General features: G+C 31.6%; 14 protein-coding genes. 8 read left to right on the forward strand and 6 right to left on the reverse strand.

Translation table 11 applies throughout. The annotated features are described in order from the left end of the window. Positions 1 to 59: 59 nt before the first annotated feature. Entirely contained in the window at positions 60 to 1,064 is a 1,005-nt protein-coding gene (locus tag BTO16_RS12755) for a sugar kinase (protein WP_105022056.1), read from the forward strand. A 61-nt stretch (positions 1,065 to 1,125) separates the two neighbouring features. Here the strand turns inward: BTO16_RS12755 and BTO16_RS12760 are convergent, their stop codons facing one another. After that, the gene (locus tag BTO16_RS12760) at positions 1,126 to 2,418 is read right to left on the reverse strand and encodes an aminopeptidase P family protein (protein WP_105022057.1); all 1,293 of its coding nucleotides are present in this window, start codon (positions 2,416 to 2,418) and stop codon (positions 1,126 to 1,128) included. A 329-nt stretch (positions 2,419 to 2,747) separates the two neighbouring features. Continuing rightward, on the reverse strand, positions 2,748 to 4,052 hold the full coding sequence (locus BTO16_RS12765; RefSeq protein ID WP_105022058.1) for a DEAD/DEAH box helicase: 1,305 nt from the start codon (positions 4,050 to 4,052) through the stop codon (positions 2,748 to 2,750). Between the two features lie 523 nt (positions 4,053 to 4,575). Here BTO16_RS12765 and BTO16_RS12770 point away from each other — a divergent pair. Further along, positions 4,576 to 4,995, forward strand: coding sequence for a hypothetical protein (locus BTO16_RS12770; protein ID WP_146105407.1), 420 nt, complete (start codon positions 4,576 to 4,578; stop codon positions 4,993 to 4,995). Positions 4,996 to 5,049: 54 nt separating this feature from the next. Here BTO16_RS12770 and BTO16_RS12775 read toward each other — a convergent pair whose 3' ends face one another. Beyond that, on the reverse strand, positions 5,050 to 6,567 hold the full coding sequence (locus BTO16_RS12775; RefSeq protein WP_105022060.1) for an SGNH/GDSL hydrolase family protein: 1,518 nt from the start codon (positions 6,565 to 6,567) through the stop codon (positions 5,050 to 5,052). Positions 6,568 to 6,581: 14 nt separating this feature from the next. Continuing rightward, complete coding sequence (locus tag BTO16_RS12780) at positions 6,582 to 9,311, reverse strand: TonB-dependent receptor (protein WP_105022061.1); 2,730 nt, start codon at positions 9,309 to 9,311, stop codon at positions 6,582 to 6,584. Between the two features lie 192 nt (positions 9,312 to 9,503). Here BTO16_RS12780 and BTO16_RS12785 point away from each other — a divergent pair, with 192 nt between their 5' ends. Then, positions 9,504 to 10,436: a bifunctional riboflavin kinase/FAD synthetase gene (locus BTO16_RS12785; protein WP_105022062.1), complete on the forward strand. Its 933-nt coding sequence runs from the start codon at positions 9,504 to 9,506 to the stop codon at positions 10,434 to 10,436. 413 nt (positions 10,437 to 10,849) lie between these two features. Then, positions 10,850 to 12,124, forward strand: a complete 1,275-nt coding sequence (serS, locus tag BTO16_RS12790; RefSeq protein ID WP_105022063.1) for a serine--tRNA ligase — start codon at positions 10,850 to 10,852, stop codon at positions 12,122 to 12,124. Between the two features lie 59 nt (positions 12,125 to 12,183). On the opposite strand, the gene BTO16_RS17660 is transcribed toward serS, so the two are convergent. Continuing rightward, positions 12,184 to 12,327 carry a hypothetical protein gene (locus BTO16_RS17660; protein WP_170064471.1) on the reverse strand — a complete coding sequence of 48 codons (144 nt, stop codon included), beginning with the start codon at positions 12,325 to 12,327 and terminating at the stop codon, positions 12,184 to 12,186. 127 nt (positions 12,328 to 12,454) lie between these two features. Between BTO16_RS17660 and BTO16_RS12795 the strand changes: the two genes are divergently transcribed. After that, positions 12,455 to 14,260 carry a tetratricopeptide repeat protein gene (locus BTO16_RS12795; RefSeq protein WP_105022064.1) on the forward strand — a complete coding sequence of 602 codons (1,806 nt, stop codon included), beginning with the start codon at positions 12,455 to 12,457 and terminating at the stop codon, positions 14,258 to 14,260. A gap of 54 nt (positions 14,261 to 14,314) precedes the next feature. After that, complete coding sequence (locus tag BTO16_RS12800) at positions 14,315 to 14,644, forward strand: DUF4286 family protein (protein WP_105022065.1); 330 nt, start codon at positions 14,315 to 14,317, stop codon at positions 14,642 to 14,644. Between the two features lie 389 nt (positions 14,645 to 15,033). Here BTO16_RS12800 and BTO16_RS12805 read toward each other — a convergent pair whose 3' ends face one another. Next, on the reverse strand, positions 15,034 to 15,882 hold the full coding sequence (locus tag BTO16_RS12805; protein ID WP_105022066.1) for a hypothetical protein: 849 nt from the start codon (positions 15,880 to 15,882) through the stop codon (positions 15,034 to 15,036). Positions 15,883 to 15,964: 82 nt separating this feature from the next. On the opposite strand from BTO16_RS12805, the gene rsmA reads away from it, so the two are divergent. Continuing rightward, on the forward strand, positions 15,965 to 16,768 hold the full coding sequence (gene rsmA / locus BTO16_RS12810) for a 16S rRNA (adenine(1518)-N(6)/adenine(1519)-N(6))-dimethyltransferase RsmA (RefSeq protein ID WP_105022908.1): 804 nt from the start codon (positions 15,965 to 15,967) through the stop codon (positions 16,766 to 16,768). Then, the gene (gene mgtE / locus BTO16_RS12815) at positions 16,758 to 18,113 is read left to right on the forward strand and encodes a magnesium transporter (protein WP_105022067.1); all 1,356 of its coding nucleotides are present in this window, start codon (positions 16,758 to 16,760) and stop codon (positions 18,111 to 18,113) included. Before rsmA ends, mgtE begins: the two co-directional genes overlap by 11 nt. Positions 18,114 to 18,376 lie beyond the last annotated feature (263 nt).

Here is an 18,376-nt window from a genome sequence, read left to right on the forward strand (position 1 = left end):
TCTTTTAAACCTCTTTAAGTTTTATATTTTTTTATATTTACTTTTTAAAAAAAATTAAAATGAAGCAAATTATAACGTTTGGTGAGGTATTAATGCGAATATCTCCTATCGGAAACAAAAAATTTATACAATCGAATGCTGTAGAGTTTTACTTTGGCGGCACAGAATTAAATGTTGGAATTTCTCTTGCCAATTTTGGCGGAAATGTAAAACATATTTCTAGCATTTCTGACGATTTTATTGGTGATACAGCAGTTTCTTACTTAAATAAATTCGACTTAGATACTTCATCAATCGTTCGTTCTTCAAGACCTTTAGGTGTTTATTTCTTAGAAGTTGGTGCAGTTATGAGACCAAGTTCTATTTCTTATAATCGTTCTCATTCTTCTTTTTCAGAAATTGTACCTTCAATGGTAAATTGGGAAAAAGCACTTGAAAATGGTAAATGGTTTCATTGGACAGGGATTACGCCTGCATTAAACAATGGCAGTCATCAAACACTATTAGAAGGTTTAAAATTAGCAAGAAAAAAAGGAATGACCGTTTCCGCAGATCCAACATATAGAAGTGGTTTATGGAAATATGGAGAAGATGCAAAAGAAGTTTTATCAGAATTAATTAATTATTCAACCGTTTTTATTGGCGGAGTAAATGAAATGAATGAACTTTTAGGCACAACGTATTCGTATTCCAACGAAGATTTTATTGAGGCTAGTAAAGCGTTAATGGTTAAATTTCCATCCATAGAAAAAGTTTTTGATAAAATTAGAACCTCTATTAATTCTTCTTGGCATAAGATAAAAGCAAGAATGTGGAATGGCTTAGAATTTAAGGAAACTACTGAATTAGATATTACGCATATTGTTGATAGAATTGGCACAGGTGATGCTTTTGCAGCCGGAATAATTCATGGTTTATTAAATTTTAATGACGACAAAGCAATGGAATTTGGGAACGCCGCTTGCGCGATAAAACACACCTATTCTGGAGATGTTAACTATGCAAATGAAAAAGATGTATTATCTATTTTAGAAGGAAATGTTACTGGTAGATTAAATCGATAAAACGTACTAAAACAAAAAAAGCGAGTTTTAAAAAACTCGCTTTTTAAAATATAATAATCAATTAACGATTCATCAATTCCTCAATTTCATCCGCTTCAATAGGTATATTTCCCATTAAATTAAAAGGAGTTCCTTTTTCTTGAACAACAACATCATCTTCCAAACGAATTCCAAAACCTTCTTTAGGAATGTAAATTCCGGGTTCTACAGTAAACACCATATTTGCTTTCATTGGCTCGTGTAATAAACCATAATCATGCGTGTCTAAACCAATATTGTGGCTGGTTCCATGCATAAAATATTTTTTATATGCTGGCCATTTTGGGTCTTCACTTTGCACATCCGCTTTGTCTAGTAAACCTAATTTTAACAATTCTGATGTCATTACGTTTCCAACTTCTTTGTGATATTCTTTCCAAATAGTTCCCGGAAGTAACATATTTGTAGCTTCTTTTTTAACGTGATTTACAGCATTATAAACTGCTTTTTGTCGATCTGTAAAACGCCCAGAAACTGGAATTGTTCTAGATAAATCACTTTTATAATTTGCGTATTCTGCGGCAATATCAAACAAAATTAAATCGCCTTCTTTACATTGCTGATTATTTTCTACATAATGCAATACATTGGCATTATTTCCCGAGGCAATTATTGGTGTGTACGCAAATCCTTTAGATCTATTTCTAATGAATTCGTGAATTAACTCTGCTTCAATTTCATATTCCCAGACACCGGGTTTCACGAAGTCTAAAACCCTTCTAAAACCTTTTTCTGTAATGTTACAAGCCTGCTGCATTAAATCTAATTCAATAGGATCTTTTACAGCTCGTAAACGTTGTAAAATAGGATTACTTTTTGCCACAGCATGTGCAGGATATTTTGCCAATAACCATTTTGTAAAACGGTTTTCACGTGTTTCTGTTTCTACAGAAGCTCTGTAATGTTCGTTGGTATTAATGTAAAATGTATCGCAATACGTGGTCATTTCAAACAAGATTTTTTCTAAATCTTGCAACCAATAAACAGTTGTAATTCCGCTTGTTTTAAAAGCAGCTTCTTTAGTTAGTTTTTCACCTTCCCAAACGGCAATATGATCATTTGTTTCTGTTACAAATAAAACTTCTCTTAAATCTGGATTTGGACAATCTGGAAACAATAATAATACACTTTCTTCTTGATCTACACCACTTAGATAAAAAATATCGCGGTGTTGCTCAAAAGGCATTGTGCTATCTGCGCCAATTGGATAAATATCGTTCGAGTTAAAAACCGCTAAACTATTTGACTTCATTTGTGAAGCAAAATTTTTACGGTTTTTAATAAAAAGTTGTGAGTCTATTAGATGGTATTTCATGCGTATCTGAATTTAAAAACAAAGGTAGCAATTATTAAAGCAAACAGACCTTGATTCTGCACATCATCAGGTTTATTCTAAAAAGCTAAAATAGATTTAGCGGTATTTTTAGGGCGTTCGAGCGGGCTTTTTATTATATCTTTTTGCCTAAAAAGGCAAAAAGGATGCCATTTCAATCCCTAACGCAAATTAGGAATTTATTAGAATGTTTTGAGAAGTTTTCAAAATTTCTATGGTAAAAAAAATCCTACAAAGTTTTAAAACCTTGTAGGATATACTATTTAAAATTTTAGCACAATAACCTGTGCAAACTGTAAAATTCTTGTTTACTATCTTTTCTTTTTAGGAGCGCCAGTTCTACCTCTTCCCGTGGTGCTTTCTGTTTTATTTCCTTTAAAATGTGGTTTGTTTTTTGGCCTATTTCCTTGAGAATTAGAGCTCTTGCTTTTCTTACCAAAAGAACCTTTACTTTGCGTTGCAGCTCTTTTAGCAGGTGCAGTATCTGTAGGTTCAAAACCTTCTAAAACGGTAGTTTTTAATTTCTCGTTTAGTATTTTTTCAATTTCATTTTGGTATTCAGTTTCTTCACTACAAACCAACGAAATTGCTTCTCCTGCAGCACCAGCTCTACCTGTTCTACCAATTCTATGTACATAATCTTCTGGTACATTTGGTAATTCGTAATTAATAACATGCGGTAATAAAGGAATGTCTAAACCACGAGCAGCAATATCTGTTGCTACTAAAATTTTAATGCTATTGTCTTTAAAGTTTTTTAACGCTTTTGTTCTAGCACCTTGACTTTTATTACCGTGAATTGCGGCTGCAGAAATTCCTGCTTTAATTAATTTTTCTGTCAATTTATTAGCACCATGTTTTGTTCTTGTAAAAACTAAAACTTGGGTCCAATTTCCGTCTTTTATCAGTTTAATAAGTAACGTTGTTTTGTCATTTTTATCAACGTTAAAAACTTTGTGCGATACTTTTTGAGCCGTAGAATTTTGTGGAGCCGTTTCTACAGAAACCGGATTTCTTAAAATACCCGCTGCCAATTTTTTAATATCATTAGAAAAGGTAGCAGAAAACATCAAATTTTGACGCTTTGCAGGCATAAAACTAATAAGCTTGTTTAAATCTCTAGCAAAACCCATGTCTAACATTCTGTCTGCTTCATCTAAAATTAGCACATCAATCCTGTTAAAAGACACTGCTTTTTGATCATGTAAATCCAATAACCTACCAGGAGTAGCAACTAAAATATCTACACCTTGTTTTAACGTTTTAATTTGACTTGCTGCTTTTACACCTCCAAAAACTACGGCAGATTTTACATTTACATATTTGCTGTATTCTCTAACATTGTCGTGCACTTGAGCTGCTAATTCTCTTGTTGGTGTTAAAACTAACACGCGTAAAGGTCTGTATTTTGGGTGTTTTGTTTCAGATAAATATTGTAAAATAGGCAAGGTAAAACCAGCTGTTTTACCTGTTCCTGTTTGTGCGGAAGCTAAAATATCTTTTCCTTCTAAAATAACAGGAATTGCTTTTTGTTGAATTGAAGTAGGAACAGTGTATCCTTTTTCTTCTACTGCTTTTACTAAAGCATCTGATAAACCTAGGTCTTTAAATGACATTGATAATATTTAAAAAATGTAAATTTTGTTTCTTATAGATCTGCAAATGTACATTGATTAATTGTTTACTTTCATTTATATGTGGTTTAGTTAAGCTATTAGTAAAAAAAAGGCACTATTTTTCATGAAAAACATTGAAAAACAGGGCTTTTTTAGGTTTTATTTTAAAAAAAAGATGAAATAAAATTTAGTAAGTCTGTTTTTTTCCAAACTTTTTTTGTGGTGTAACTTTGCACTTTAATAACTTTACATCATATATTTAGGTTTAAAAATACATTTATTTAAAGATTATTTATAAAACTTAAATGCCCTTTTCAGGTAAACTTAAATGTGTCTAATTTTATAATTATTGGTTTTTGCTGTTGTAATAGCACAATTAACAAATCTTCAAAGCACAAAAAGATGAAAATTAGCCAACTTTACCGCTCCTTATTTTTAGTATGTTACGCTAGTAATAGATTTTTACCAACTCTTAAATTAGAATACTTTTTTATATCTTTAAAAATCTAAAAAACAATTGAAAATGAATATTCTACTTAAAATAACCATTCCGTTTATACTATTATTTATGAGCTGTTCTGTTCAAAAGGATATTGATACCGCAATTTATGATGTTTATTATGAGGCTAAAACGAGAGGTAGCTTTATAAACATTCATTTTAAAGAGCGTACGGTTACTTTTAAATCTACTACAGAAGATAAATCAATAGTTTTAAGCAAGATTGATGCAAATACTATAAACGAGATTCTCTCAAAAATTAAACTCTCTGAGATCTCCAATTTAAAAGCTCCTTCTGATAAGCGGTTTTATGATGGTGCGTTAATTGCTAATTTTACTATCAAAAAAAATGACACAAGCTATGTTTCATCACCCTTTGATCATGGAAATCCACCAAAAGAATTACAAGCATTATTTAATAAATTACAAAGCTTTATAAAATAAAAAAAGGTTGAGAAAATTCTCAACCTTTTATATATTATTTATTTTTTTTAAAATCTATCTCAACGATGGTGTATAGTTTGTAGGATGATCATCCGCTTTAGCTAAACCATTAGTGGCAGTAGTAAAGTTAGTACCAAACTTAACATCCATAGCTGCTAAAATTCTGTTAGCAGCCAATGCATAACCTCTTCCTGTTGGGTGCACACCGTCTAAACTGAAAAAACCACCAGTTACAAGGTTAGCCGTCAACATATAATTATCAAACATAACACCTTTAGTTACGTCTGTTAAAAGGCCATTAATATCACCAAGGGCAATATTTGGATTAGATGCTACAACTGCAGCTATAGTTGCATTATATGCATCTGTAGCTGTTTTTATTAACGCTTGTTCTTGTGGTGTTAAAACCCATTTATCTTCTAAAGGTACAGAAACTCCATTAATTAACTGAGGATTTCCACCAACTGTAGTTCCTAAAACTGGTCTACTAGCTAATAGTAATAAATCAGCCGAAGTAGCCTGTCTCATCTTTGTTAAACCTGGGTTAATAGGTGCTAAATTAGATAAATTTTCATCTAAAATTAAAACCGCATTTTGACCTGCAACAAAAGTAACTTTTCTTTTATCAACCTCTGCCTGATTAAAGTTAGCTAATAAAGGTAAAACTTGAGCAGGTAATAAACCTGCGTTTTTTGCTGCTAAAAGCTGTTGTAATCCACCGTTATACGCTGCAAAAGCTCCATTTAATTGAGCTGCTGTAGCAGCATTTAAAGGAATTGCATTAAAAGGTATCGTTTTAAAATTAGCTGCATCTGTAACATTAGGTACATTTGTAACAACTCCTTTTGCTCCTTTAGCTGTTAAAGCAGTTACCATACCAGAAAAAAGGCTTGCAAATACATTAGGATCAGTAATATCATTTGGTCCATAAGTTGCAGGATTAAAATTACCTGTTTGGTCGGCTCCAGCACCTCCATTAGTTGCATAAAATAAAACATCATTTGCGCCTATATCTAGCGTAAAAAATGTTGGGTCTTGCGCTAAAGCGTCACCCATAACGGTAGCAGAAGCACTAGAGGCCATTCTACCAAAATAAGGATTTAATGCGCCATAACCAGCAATACCTAAATGAAAACTTTTTGCTCCTGGTAAACCATAATTATTAAAAGGCCCAGCAACACGAGCTCCAAATTGTGTTGTTGGTAAAGCTGGTAGTGGTGTAGGAGCAGCTCCATTAAAATAAAATCTTGGGGCTAAAACTGCTGTTCCGTTAAAAACAAAACCACCAATATTATCATTCATTAAAGGTTGTTTAAAACCTGTAACACCAAATTTTTCTGCCAAAATATTCGGAAAAGAATTTTCTTGACCTGCTTTAAACAAAGCTCCATCTGTAAAACCAGCTGTTAAAGAAGTTCCTATAGAAATGTATCTAGTAAAATCTAATCCATTTGTATTTAACTGTACTTGAGGCATCGCCTCTTCAAGAATTGGTTCTAATTCATTATTAACATCACAAGAAGCAATGCTTAATGATAAAAGAAACAAACCTATATATTTATAATTTTTCATCTATTTACTATTTTTTAATTATTTATTGTCCAAGAAACATAATACTGAGATCCAACTGCACCAACACCTGGCGCACTTCTAAACTCTTGACCAGTTAAGTTTGCCCCACCTACTTTAAATATAGATTTCCATGCTGGTACCGTATAGTTTACTTGCGCATCTATAACTGTTCTAGCTTCGATTAATCCGTCTACGAAAGTAGATTCCCAGAAAAAATCATCTTGCCATCTTGCATTTACATTAAAACCAAAGTTTTTAAATAGATCTGTTTTACCAAACTCTAATTTTACTTTATTTTCTGGTGTGTTAAAACCTGCTTCAAAATCTGGATCAGACGCTTGGTCAAAATCAAATTTAGCATAAGTATAGTTTACACCAAAATCAAAACCGCCAAATACTTTTGTATTTACTCCTATAGAAGCTCCGTAAGAATTAATGTCTGCTTTTGAATTTGTATATGTTGTAAACTCTCTATAATTTCCTCTAGTATTTAATGCTGTCGCTAAATCGTTTCCTGTTAAACTTTTGTCTAAAACTACTCTAACATCTTTAGCAGAAATAAAATCTTGGTATACGTTATAATACACACTTAAATCGATAGTAAATCTTGATTCTCCTATTTTTTGAAGACCTCTATAACCAACTTCGTATGCTGTAACTTTTTCTGGTGCTACAAGCGAAACATTTGCTTTTTCTGGTGCTCCACTTAAAACAGATGCAATTGTATACGATTCTTGATAAGCGTCTCTACCTGTTAATGTAAAAGTATTTCCATTTGCATCTTGATACTCATCAGAAAATCTATCTAAATTATCGGCTGCAGAGCCAACTAAAATTGCAGAACCTACATCTAAACCAATATATTGATCTTGTGTTGTTGGGTTTCTAAAACCTGTTTGAAAAGAAGCTCTAAAGTTTTGATTTTTATTTTCACCACCTGCATATGCCATAGATACTCTTGGAGAAAAATTACCATCAAAATTTTGTGCCTTATCATAACGAACAGAAGCTGTTAATTTTAAACGATCATCTTCTAAAAATTTCTTTTGAGCCTGTGTGTAAACACCAAATTCATCATAAATAATAGGTCCATCTGAATCTGTAAAAATATTTCCAAAAGAATTTAATTCATATCTTCTGTAAGATCCTCCTACCTGAACTTCTGCCCAATCTGTAACATCTTGAAAGTTGTAATTTACATCTCCGTGATATAATTTAGTTTCATCTCTAAATTTTGCTCCTGTTTTTAAATCTGGATTTGCAATTACACTTTGGTAAGCTTCTTCAAATTCTGGAGTTCCTGGCATAAATCTACCAGTATCAGCAAACGTTCTTGCCGCTGCATGACTTGACGCTTCTACACCTGGTACAGAACCAAGGTAGGCACCAGCATATTGTTGAAACCATTGTGCATCTGATTTCCAAGCTCTATTTATGTTTAGTGCTGCAAATAGAGTATTGTAAGAATCTCCTGCATTTTCATTAGTTGTATATCCTCTAACAAAGAAGTTTTTACCTTTAAACTCTAATTTATGCTGTGCTAAATAGAAATTTTTGATACTATATCTTTGTCCTCCTTGATAGATTGTATTTCCTGTACCAAACTTAGAGTTTACAATAACTTCCAATCTGTCATCACCAAAAGGTCTGTAATGAACAGCACCACTAAACTTAACACTCTTTGCTGAGTAATCTATTAAATCTACCTCTTTATAACCTGTTCTACTAACAGTACCAATAGCAGGTGCTAAAAATGCAGAAGCAACATCACCATAGATGTTTACACCGTCATAATTTGGGTCATCACTATTTTGTGGAATTTCACTTCTTGTTCCTGGAGCATAAGCACCGTCTGCAGTGTTTCTATAATCTGTTGCATACCACTCTGTACCTTTTAAATATGCTAAAGATACTTTTGCAGCTAATTTATTAGAAAAAGCATACGCCATTCTAATGTTAAGATCATGAACATCATTATTACCTGCTGCTTCTTGACTTGTAACTCCTTGCTTATAAGAAAAACTAATTCCTTGGTCTTCAAAAGGGCTTCTACTTGTCATAAACATAATACCGTTAAAAGCATTTGCACCATATAATGCAGAAGATGCACCTGGTAATAACTCTACCGTTTTAACATCTAATTCAGACATTCCTAAAAGGTTACCAATAGCAAAGTTTAATGCTGGTGATGAATTGTCCATACCATCTACTAACTGCATAAAACGCGTATTAGAAAATGTGGCAAAACCTCTTGTGTTTACAGATTTAAATGTTAAACTGTTTGTGTTAACGTCTACTCCTTTTAAATTTTCTAAACCATCATAAAAAGTTGGTGAAGAAGTGTTTTTAATTGCTCTAGCATCCATTCTTTCAACGGTTACTGGAGATTCCATAATACGTTCTGGAGTTCTCGAAGCAGAAACAACGATCTCATCTAAAGACGTTTCGTTTTCTGTTAAGTTAATCTCTACTTTTTGGTTGTTTTTAGTGATTTCTGCACTTTTGGTTTGAAAACCAATCATAGAAACCTCAATGGTAAAGGGCGGTTTTTCGGTAACCGATAGTACAAAATTTCCATCAAAGTCAGTGCTTGTTCCCACTGCCTTTCTAGAAATTTTAATATTTGCCCCAGGGAGTAAATCTCCTGTCTTTGCATCTTTAACTGTTCCGGTAACAGTGGTTTGACCAACCATTGCTAAACTACCAAGAGCAATAAATGCAACTAGTAAAATCTTTTTTATCATAATTTGAATTATTTGTTAACTTAGACGAAAATACAATTTTTTTTGAATTTATGAATATATCAGTAAGAAATTTATGGTTTTAATAAAAAAATACTGTTAGTATTATCAAATACGAACCTCAGAACATCAACTTTTATTTAATTTTAATGTTACAGTTATTGTACATTTGTACTTTACAAAAAATTTCTTTCCTTGAAAATAGTACAAAACACTTCTAATTTTTCTGATAAAGAAAAAACATATGTTACCATTGGCACTTTTGATGGTGTTCATTTTGGGCATCAAAAAATTATAGAAAAACTTATTGATGAAGCAAAAAAAGCGAATAAAAAATCGGTGGTTTTAACTTTTTTTCCGCATCCGAGAATGGTGTTACAAAAAGATGTTACTTTAGAACTAATTAATACGATTGAAGAACGCGCAACTTTGCTTGAAAAAACAGGTTTAGATTATTTAATTATTCACCCTTTTAGTAAGGAGTTTTCTAGAATGACGGCACTTGAATTTGTGCGAGATATTTTGGTAAATCAATTAAATATATCAAAATTGATTATCGGTTATGACCATCACTTCGGCAAAAATAGAGAAGGCAATATTACCCAATTAACAGAATATAGTCATTTATACGATTTTAAAGTCGAAGAAATTCCGGCACAAGATATTGACGATGTTTCTGTAAGTTCCACAAAAATTAGACGCGCTTTAGCTAGTGGAAATTTAAAAACTGCTAACAATTATTTAGGCTATAATTTTATGCTACATGGCAATGTTGTAAACGGTAAAAAATTAGGTGGCTCAATTGGCTACCCAACTGCAAATATTGATGTTAAAGAAAGCTACAAATTAATCCCTAAAACGGGCGTTTATGTAGTAAAATCGACCATTGATAAAAAAATTGTTTTTGGTATGATGAACATTGGCAATAGACCAACTGTAAATGGAAATCATCAAACAATTGAGGTTCATTTTTTTGACTTCAACCAAAACCTATATGATCAAAATTTAACCATAGAATTGATTTATTTTTTAAGGGATGAAGAAAAATTTGATTCCGTTGAAATTTTAATTCAACAACTTAAGAAAGATGAAGAAACTGCAAGAAATTATATTAAAAATCATTGCTAATTCATAAAAGAAACAAGATTGCTTAGCTGATTGAGACAAGAAACAAGACTTATTTTGAAATAACTGATTAACAGTTTCTATTAAAAAATAAATTTGAAGTTCTATATTTTGTTTTAAAAAAACTGACGGCTTTAATAATTGATAAGATTAAATTTGTACAAACTAATTACATTCTAAAACGATCATTCGCGTTAAGGATAGAGCAATTGTTTGAGCTCTTTTTTGTTTTTCTACAAAAAAAGCGAGTGCGAAAGCCTGACCCTTGTGGTAACGCCCAAAAAAACTCTCTATTACTACTAATTACTTTTGCTATCTTTAGTTGTAAGCGCAACTATTATCAAATTTATTATTTCTGATTTACACCAAAATAAACATGACAAATTATATATTTGCAATCCTTAATTTTAAGAAAAATGTTACAAGTAAACTTTATTAGAGAAAACAAAGCCACTGTTTTAGAAGGACTGGCTAAACGTAATTTTGCAAATGCAGCAAGTATTATTGAGCAGGTTTTAACTGCGGATGAAAATAGAAGAGCAACCCAAGTTGAACTCGATACTACTTTAGCAGAATCTAATAAACTTTCTAAAGAAATAGGCGCTTTTTTTAAATCTGGTGAAGTTCAAAAAGCCACTATTTTAAAAGAAAAAACAGGTAAATTAAAAGAAAGTTCTAAAGAATTATCAGACAAATTAACTCTTTTTTCTGATGAGCTTCAAACACTTTTATATCAAATCCCTAATATTCCTCATGCATCTGTAAAACAAGGTGTATCGGCAGATGATAACGAAGAAATCTTTATAGAAGGCGCTATTCCTGATTTAGGAGAACATGCACTGCCGCATTGGGAATTAGCAAAAAAATACGACATTATCGATTTTGAATTAGGTACAAAAATTGCTGGCGCAGGTTTTCCTGTTTACAAAGGAAAAGGAGCAAGATTACAACGTGCACTAATTAATTATTTTTTAGATAAAAATATTGAAGCTGGTTATACAGAAGTACAAGTTCCGCACCTAGTAAATGCTGAGTCTGCAACTGCAACTGGCCAATTGCCAGACAAAGAAGGACAAATGTATCATTCTAATGAAGACGATTTATACTTAATACCAACGGCAGAAGTGCCAATTACAAATATGTTTCGCGGAAATTTAATGCAAGAATCTGAGTTTCCTATTCTTTGCACGGGTTACACTCCTTGTTTTAGACGTGAAGCAGGAAGTTATGGCGCACATGTTCGTGGTTTAAATAGATTGCATCAATTTGATAAAGTAGAAATTGTAAGAATTGAACATCCTGATACTTCATATGCTGCTTTAGACGGAATGGTTGAGCACATCAAAAATATTTTGAGAGAATTAAAATTACCGTATAGAATTTTACGCTTGTGTGGTGGTGATACTGGTTTTACTTCTGCTTTAACCTTCGATTTTGAGTTGTTTTCTACAGCACAAGACCGTTGGTTAGAAATTAGTTCTGCTTCTAACTTTGAAACTTTTCAGGCAAATAGATTAAAACTTCGTTTTAAGAATAAAGAAGGCAATAGTGAATTTGCGCATACTTTAAACGGAAGTTCTTTAGCGCTACCACGTGTTTTAGCCGGAATTTTAGAAAACTATCAAACTGCAGACGGAATTAAAATACCCGATGTTTTGGTGCCTTATTGTGGGTTTGATATTATAAAATAGTTTTCAGTAGCAGTATACAGTTTATCCTTTGACTGAAAACTGAGACTGAAAACTGCAAACTAATTCGCAATTACAGCAACTAGTAATCTTTTGTACTTATTCATTTCTAAAAGTGCGTTAAAGTAAGCACTAATTTGTCCGGTTTTCATAAACTCAATAGAATTTATTTTTGCGTTTTCGTATTTAAAGTTTAGGTCGTTCATGATTTTTAGTTTTTGGTTCGTTCTTACAATAAAGACAAGTTTCGTGCCAAAATGTTACAAGCTAAACTTGAAAGTTAAATGGCTTTATTAAAAAATTAACATTTTTGTTGAGTATCTTTGAAATAGTATGAAGCACTTTCTTTTACTTATTTTAGTAACTATTAGTAGTTTAAGTTTTAGTCAAGAAGAAGATCAAAATGATTTTTTCTTGGCAGACACCTATTTTAGACAAGGAGAATTTGAAAAAGCAACTCAGATTTTTAAAAAACTATATGATAAAAGTCCGTTTAACACCGCATATTTAAGCAAGTTAATTACCTGTTATCAAGAATCTAACAACTTTAAATCTGCTCAAGATTTACTTCAAAAACGAATTCAGCAAGATGCATCTGAAGCTTTTTTATATGTTTTTTTAGGCTACAATTACGACCGTCAGCAACAAGTAGAACTTGCGAATTATAATTACAAAAAAGCTATAAATTCTTTGGATAAAAATCCTGAATACAGCAATATAATTGGCAACCTATTTAAGTTTTATAATTTGCTAGACAACGCTATTTTAGTCTTTGAAAAAGCGATGCAACAAAATCCCAATGCCAATTATAATTTTCAAATTGCCCAAATTTATGGAGAAAAGGGCGATTATCAAAAAATGTTTGAGTCCTATTTAGAGTTGGTTGATAAAAACGAAAACTACCTCAGTTTAGTACAAAGATACGCTAGCCAATACATTACGGATGATTCAGAAAATGAAACCAATATTTTATTTAAAAAAACACTTTTAAAAAAGTCTGTAGGCAACGCTAAAAACGAATGGAATATTTTGTTGAGCTGGTTATTTGCACAACAAAAAGAGTATGGTAAAGCGCTTATTCAAGAAAAAGCATTGTATGCTAGAAGTGCTTTTGATCTTGCAGAAATATTTAGTTTAGGAAAATTAGCCTTTAACAATAAAGACTTTGAATCGGCTTTATTATGTTTTGATTTTATCAACCAAAAAACTTCTTTTATCAACGAAAAAATTGATGCAAATTTATACTTGGCAAAAATTGGTGTGGCAACAAAAGATCCGGCAACAGAAAAATTATTCGAGTCGTTATTTACAGAATTTGGTATCACCGAATTTACGATAAAACTACAAGTTGAATATGCAGATTTTTTAACTTTCACAAAAAATGATCCCGACAAAGCAAGAGCCGTTTTAGAAAAAGCATTGACATTTTCTCGCTCAAAATTTGACGAAGCAAGAATAAAGTTAAAATTAGGCGATGTATTGGTTTTTAGTGGAAACTTTAACAAAGCGTTAATCTATTTTTCTCAAATTCAAACACAATTAGCAGATGATGAACTGGCGCAAGAAGCGCGTTATAAAGTAGCCCAAACAAGTTATTTTAAAGGTGATTTTACGTGGGCAAAAGCACAACTAAAAGTATTAAAAGGTTCTACAACACAATTAATTGCCAACGATGCTGTAGATTTATTTTTAAAAATTACAGACAATGAACCTGTAGATTCTATTCCGTCTGGATTAAAACAATTGGCAAGGGCAGAATTATTGGCGTATCAGAATAAAGATTTAGAAGCTTTGGCTGAATTAGAAACCTTATTTACATCCAAAGAAATATTGGTAAATGGCCTAGTACCTGGTGAGGTTATTTATGATGATGTGTTATTTTTTCAGGCAAAATTATTTATCAAACAAAAAAGATATACAGACGCAATTTTTAGTTTAGAAAAAATTATTGCTGCTGATAATAAAGGAATGCTAACCGATGATGTTTATTTTATGATGGCAGAACTGTACGCAAATGATATAATCGATATAGAAAAAGCAAAAGAATATTATCAGAAAATAATATTTGAACAACCTTCGAGCATTTATTTGGTTGACGCTAGAAATAAATTTAGAAAATTAAGAGGAGATAAAGTTTAACGAAGTTAAACCCTACAATTAAACGTTTACACAAATAAACAATTACACAGATTTATGTACATATACAACGTAACAATAAATATAAATGAAGCTGTTCACGAAGAATGGTTAACTTGGATGGAAACCCATATTATGGATGTTTTAAACACCGGTAAATTTACCTCTGCAAAGTTTACAGAAGTCTTGGTTGATGAGGAGATGGGTGGCAAAACTTATTCTATACAATACACGGCAAATACAAGAGAAGATTTAGACGATTATTACAAGGAAGATGCAGATAGATTACGCAGAGAAAGTCTTAAAAAATTTGCAGACAAAATGTTGACTTTTAGAACAGAATTGCGGTTGATAAAAGAGTATTATCCTACAAATATTAGTAATTAATTTTCTGGTTTTGAAGTTATTACACAGATAATCACAGAGTATTTTCGCAGAGGTCCACGAGGAGAAAGTTAGACACGAATTTTACCAATTATCGCTAAACTATGTTTTATATGTAAGTATTGTGGGGAAATAATTTCACTTAGAAGCACAGAGCATTTGCGCAGAGATTCACAAAGAAAAAGCTAGACCCAAATTTTACCAATTATTGCTAAACTATGTTTTATATGCAACTATTGTGGGAAAATAATTTCACAGAGAAGCACAGAGCGTTTACACGGAGATTCACGCAGAGAAATTAGATACAAATTTTACTAATTATTGCTAAATTATGTTTTCTATGTAACTATTGTGGGGAAATAATTTCGCAGATTTTCAAGGATATAGTTCTTCTAAAAACTTGCTCCAACACCAATAGAAAAAGCATCAATGTTAGAAACACCAATTTTAAAATGTTCGTATCCAGAAGAAACATGATAGTTTTTTAAATAGTATTTCAATAACAATTTTGTGTTGTTTACTTCTTGATTATTGATGTTTGTAAATTTATGAGAAACCTTTACACTTATTGGTTTTGCAACAAACCATTCTGCACCTAAACCAACCCCAAAACCTGTTTTATTAACACCCGATCCAACATGCATCATTCCCAACCCAAACCAAACATCTAATTTTTGAGTTCGTATTCTGTGGTAATTTATCAATGCGGAATACAATGAAAATTGATCTCTATTGATACTGCTTTTTTCTATTAAATATAAATAGTCAAATTCCAAACCAAAACGTTTTAAAAAACGAAAATCTGCACCAAAATTGTTACCGTATAAATTACTGTTTTCTATTACAAAATTAGTAGTAACATCAAACCTTGCTATTTTATAATTCGTGGAATCTGTGTAGATAAAGTTTCCATAGGATGAATTTTTGTAAGGATAATTTGCAATTTCTGCATCATGCATTCTGCCATCAAGCTCAAAGGGCGATTCTATTGCAACGCCATATGCTGTGTAAGCAAATAAATTTATAAAAATACTTGCAAAAAAAGAGCTAAATGTAGCGTCGTTGTTTACATTTCTAGCCCTTCTAGAACCTCTTTTTATGCTTGATGTAGAATTGGAAGTAGAAATTGTAGCTGTAGATTTATTTAAACTTTCTTTCGCTTTTTTTAGTTTTCCGTCTTGCGCAAAAGAAGTAAAATTTACTGTGGCAAGTAATAGTAGAACTAGTAAAATTCTTTGCATTTAGCTGATTTTAAAGTTAAACCAACCAAAAATTATGCCGAAATTAGAGTACATTTGTTCTCTTAATCTTAAAACAAACATCTTGTCTGTAAAAGCAAAAAAACATTTAGGTCAACATTTTTTAACTGATGAATCCATCGCAAAAAATATTGCCGATGCTTTAACAGGAACGAATTACGATAACGTTTTGGAAATTGGTCCAGGAATGGGCGTTTTAACCAAGTATTTATTACAAAAAAAACCGAAAATTACTGTTCTTGAATTAGACAGAGAATCAGTAAGTTATCTTAAAAACACATTTTGGTTAGAGCATATAAAATTAGACACTTCTAAAGACAAGTTTACCATTTTAGAAGGAGATTTTTTAAAGCAAAATATTGAGGAAATTTTTGATAAAAAACAAGTAGCGATTATTGGTAATTTTCCATACAATATTTCTACTCAAATTGTTTTTAAAGCAATCGAACATAGAGAATTTGTTCCAGAATTTGCAGGTATGTTTCAAAAAGAAGTTGCCATGCGAATTGCAGAAAAAGAAGGTAGTAAAGTATACGGAATTCTTTCTGTTTTAACCCAAGCTTTTTTTGATGTTGAATATTTATTTACCGTACCACCAACTGTTTTTAATCCGCCGCCAAAAGTAGATTCTGGTGTAATTAGGCTTGTTAGAAAAGAAAACTACACCTTACCTGTTGATGAAAAACTGTTTTTTAGAGTGGTAAAAACCGCTTTTAATCAACGAAGAAAAATGTTGCGTTCTAGTTTAAAGTCCTTTAATCTTTCGGATTCTTTAAAAGAAGACCCTATATTTGCGAAAAGACCAGAACAATTATCTGTTGCTGCCTTTATTTCCCTTACACAAAAATTAGCAGATCATGGCGTTTGAGATTACCAATGACTTTCTAGAAAACCTTACAGAGCTTATAGCTATTAATAATGACCCAGCAATTACAGAGCTATTTGAAGACTTGCATTATGCAGATATTGCAGAAGTTTTAGATGAACTTGATTTTGATGAATCTATCTATATCATTAAACTTTTAGACAGCGAAAAAACATCAGAAATTCTTACCGAATTAGACGAAGATACTCGTGAAAAAATTCTTGAAAATTTATCAGCAAAAGAAATTGCCAGAGAAATTGGTGAAATGGATACCGATGATGCTGCTGATATTATTGGCGAGCTCTCTGAAGAACGTCAAAGAAATGTAATTTCTGCCTTAAAAGACGAAGAACATGCCGCAGATATAAAAGAATTACTATCTTATGATGATAATTCTGCTGGTGCTTTAATGGGTAAAGAACTAGTAAAAGTCTATGAAACTTGGACGGTTGCTGGTTGTATGCGCAGAATTAGAGCGCAAGCCAAAGAAGTAAGCAGAGTGCATTCTATTTACGTAGTTGATAAACAAGATAAATTAATAGGCCGTCTTTCTTTAAAAGATTTAATTGTAGCAAAAAACGAGCAAAAAATTTCAGAAATTTATATTGATAAAGTAGATGCTGTAAATGTAAATGAGGATGATGAAGAGGTTGCTAAAATTATGTCTAAATACGATTTAGAAGCAATACCTGTTGTTGATGATAATAACGTTTTATTGGGTAGAATAACCATTGATGATATTGTAGATGTTTTAAAAGAAGAAGCAGATAAAGATTATCAATTAGCAAATGGTTTAACCCAAGATGTAGAAGCAGATGATACCGTTTACGAATTGGTTAAAGGCCGATTGCCTTGGCTTATATTGGGTTTATTTGGTAGTTTGGGCGCTGTAATTATCATGCAAAACTTTCAAACAATTATGGATAATCCAGATTACAAAGCCTTATTCTTTTTTACACCACTAATTGCTGCTGTTGCTGGTAATGTTGGTGTACAATCATCGGCTATTATTGTACAAGGTTTGGCAAACGATTTAATTAAAGGTAGTTTGTGGCGCAGGTTATTAAAAGAAATATCAATAAGTTTAATAAATGGTTTTTTACTCTCTATTATAATTATTGTGTTTACTAAAATATTAGGCTTTCCTATTAGTTTTAGTTTAGCCATTTCTATTTCTTTAATGTCAGTAATTATTATTGCTTCTTTAATTGGCACTTTTGTACCTATCATTTTAGACAAAAGAGGTATTGACCCTGCGTTGGCAACGGGTCCTTTTATAACAACTAGTAATGATATTTTTGGAATTTTAATATATTTCTCAATAGCGAAAATTATTCTAGGTATCTAAAAAAATCCTGAAGTTTTTAAACCTCAGGATCAATCAAAATACATTATCCCCCAACAATGTATAAAATACACATCAAAATTAAAAAATTTCAGTTTTAATTTTAAAATTTTTCTGCAAATAAAAATGCGGAATTACGCATATATCTAAAAAAAACGCTCATTACCAACACCTTAAGAAATAGTTGTTTTGTTTATTTTATAAAAATCTACTCCTTTATAAGTAAGTTCTGCTTTTATACTATTCGCCTTTAACTTCAAAAAAGC

This window comes from Polaribacter glomeratus (assembly GCF_002954665.1).
In the GTDB taxonomy this organism is placed as follows: Bacteria; Bacteroidota; Bacteroidia; order Flavobacteriales; family Flavobacteriaceae; genus Polaribacter; species Polaribacter glomeratus.

Coding starts and splice junctions, on each gene's coding strand:
- BTO16_RS12755 (WP_105022056.1), top strand. CDS start 60: ATGAAGCAAATTATAACGTTTGGTGAGGTATTAATGCGAATATCTCCT.
- BTO16_RS12760 (WP_105022057.1), bottom strand. CDS start 2,418: ATGAAATACCATCTAATAGACTCACAACTTTTTATTAAAAACCGTAAA.
- BTO16_RS12765 (WP_105022058.1), bottom strand. CDS start 4,052: ATGTCATTTAAAGACCTAGGTTTATCAGATGCTTTAGTAAAAGCAGTA.
- BTO16_RS12770 (WP_146105407.1), top strand. CDS start 4,576: ATGAATATTCTACTTAAAATAACCATTCCGTTTATACTATTATTTATG.
- BTO16_RS12775 (WP_105022060.1), bottom strand. CDS start 6,567: ATGAAAAATTATAAATATATAGGTTTGTTTCTTTTATCATTAAGCATT.
- BTO16_RS12780 (WP_105022061.1), bottom strand. CDS start 9,311: ATGATAAAAAAGATTTTACTAGTTGCATTTATTGCTCTTGGTAGTTTA.
- serS (WP_105022063.1), top strand. CDS start 10,850: ATGTTACAAGTAAACTTTATTAGAGAAAACAAAGCCACTGTTTTAGAA.
- BTO16_RS17660 (WP_170064471.1), bottom strand. CDS start 12,327: ATGAACGACCTAAACTTTAAATACGAAAACGCAAAAATAAATTCTATT.
- BTO16_RS12795 (WP_105022064.1), top strand. CDS start 12,455: ATGAAGCACTTTCTTTTACTTATTTTAGTAACTATTAGTAGTTTAAGT.
- BTO16_RS12800 (WP_105022065.1), top strand. CDS start 14,315: ATGTACATATACAACGTAACAATAAATATAAATGAAGCTGTTCACGAA.
- BTO16_RS12805 (WP_105022066.1), bottom strand. CDS start 15,882: ATGCAAAGAATTTTACTAGTTCTACTATTACTTGCCACAGTAAATTTT.
- mgtE (WP_105022067.1), top strand. CDS start 16,758: ATGGCGTTTGAGATTACCAATGACTTTCTAGAAAACCTTACAGAGCTT.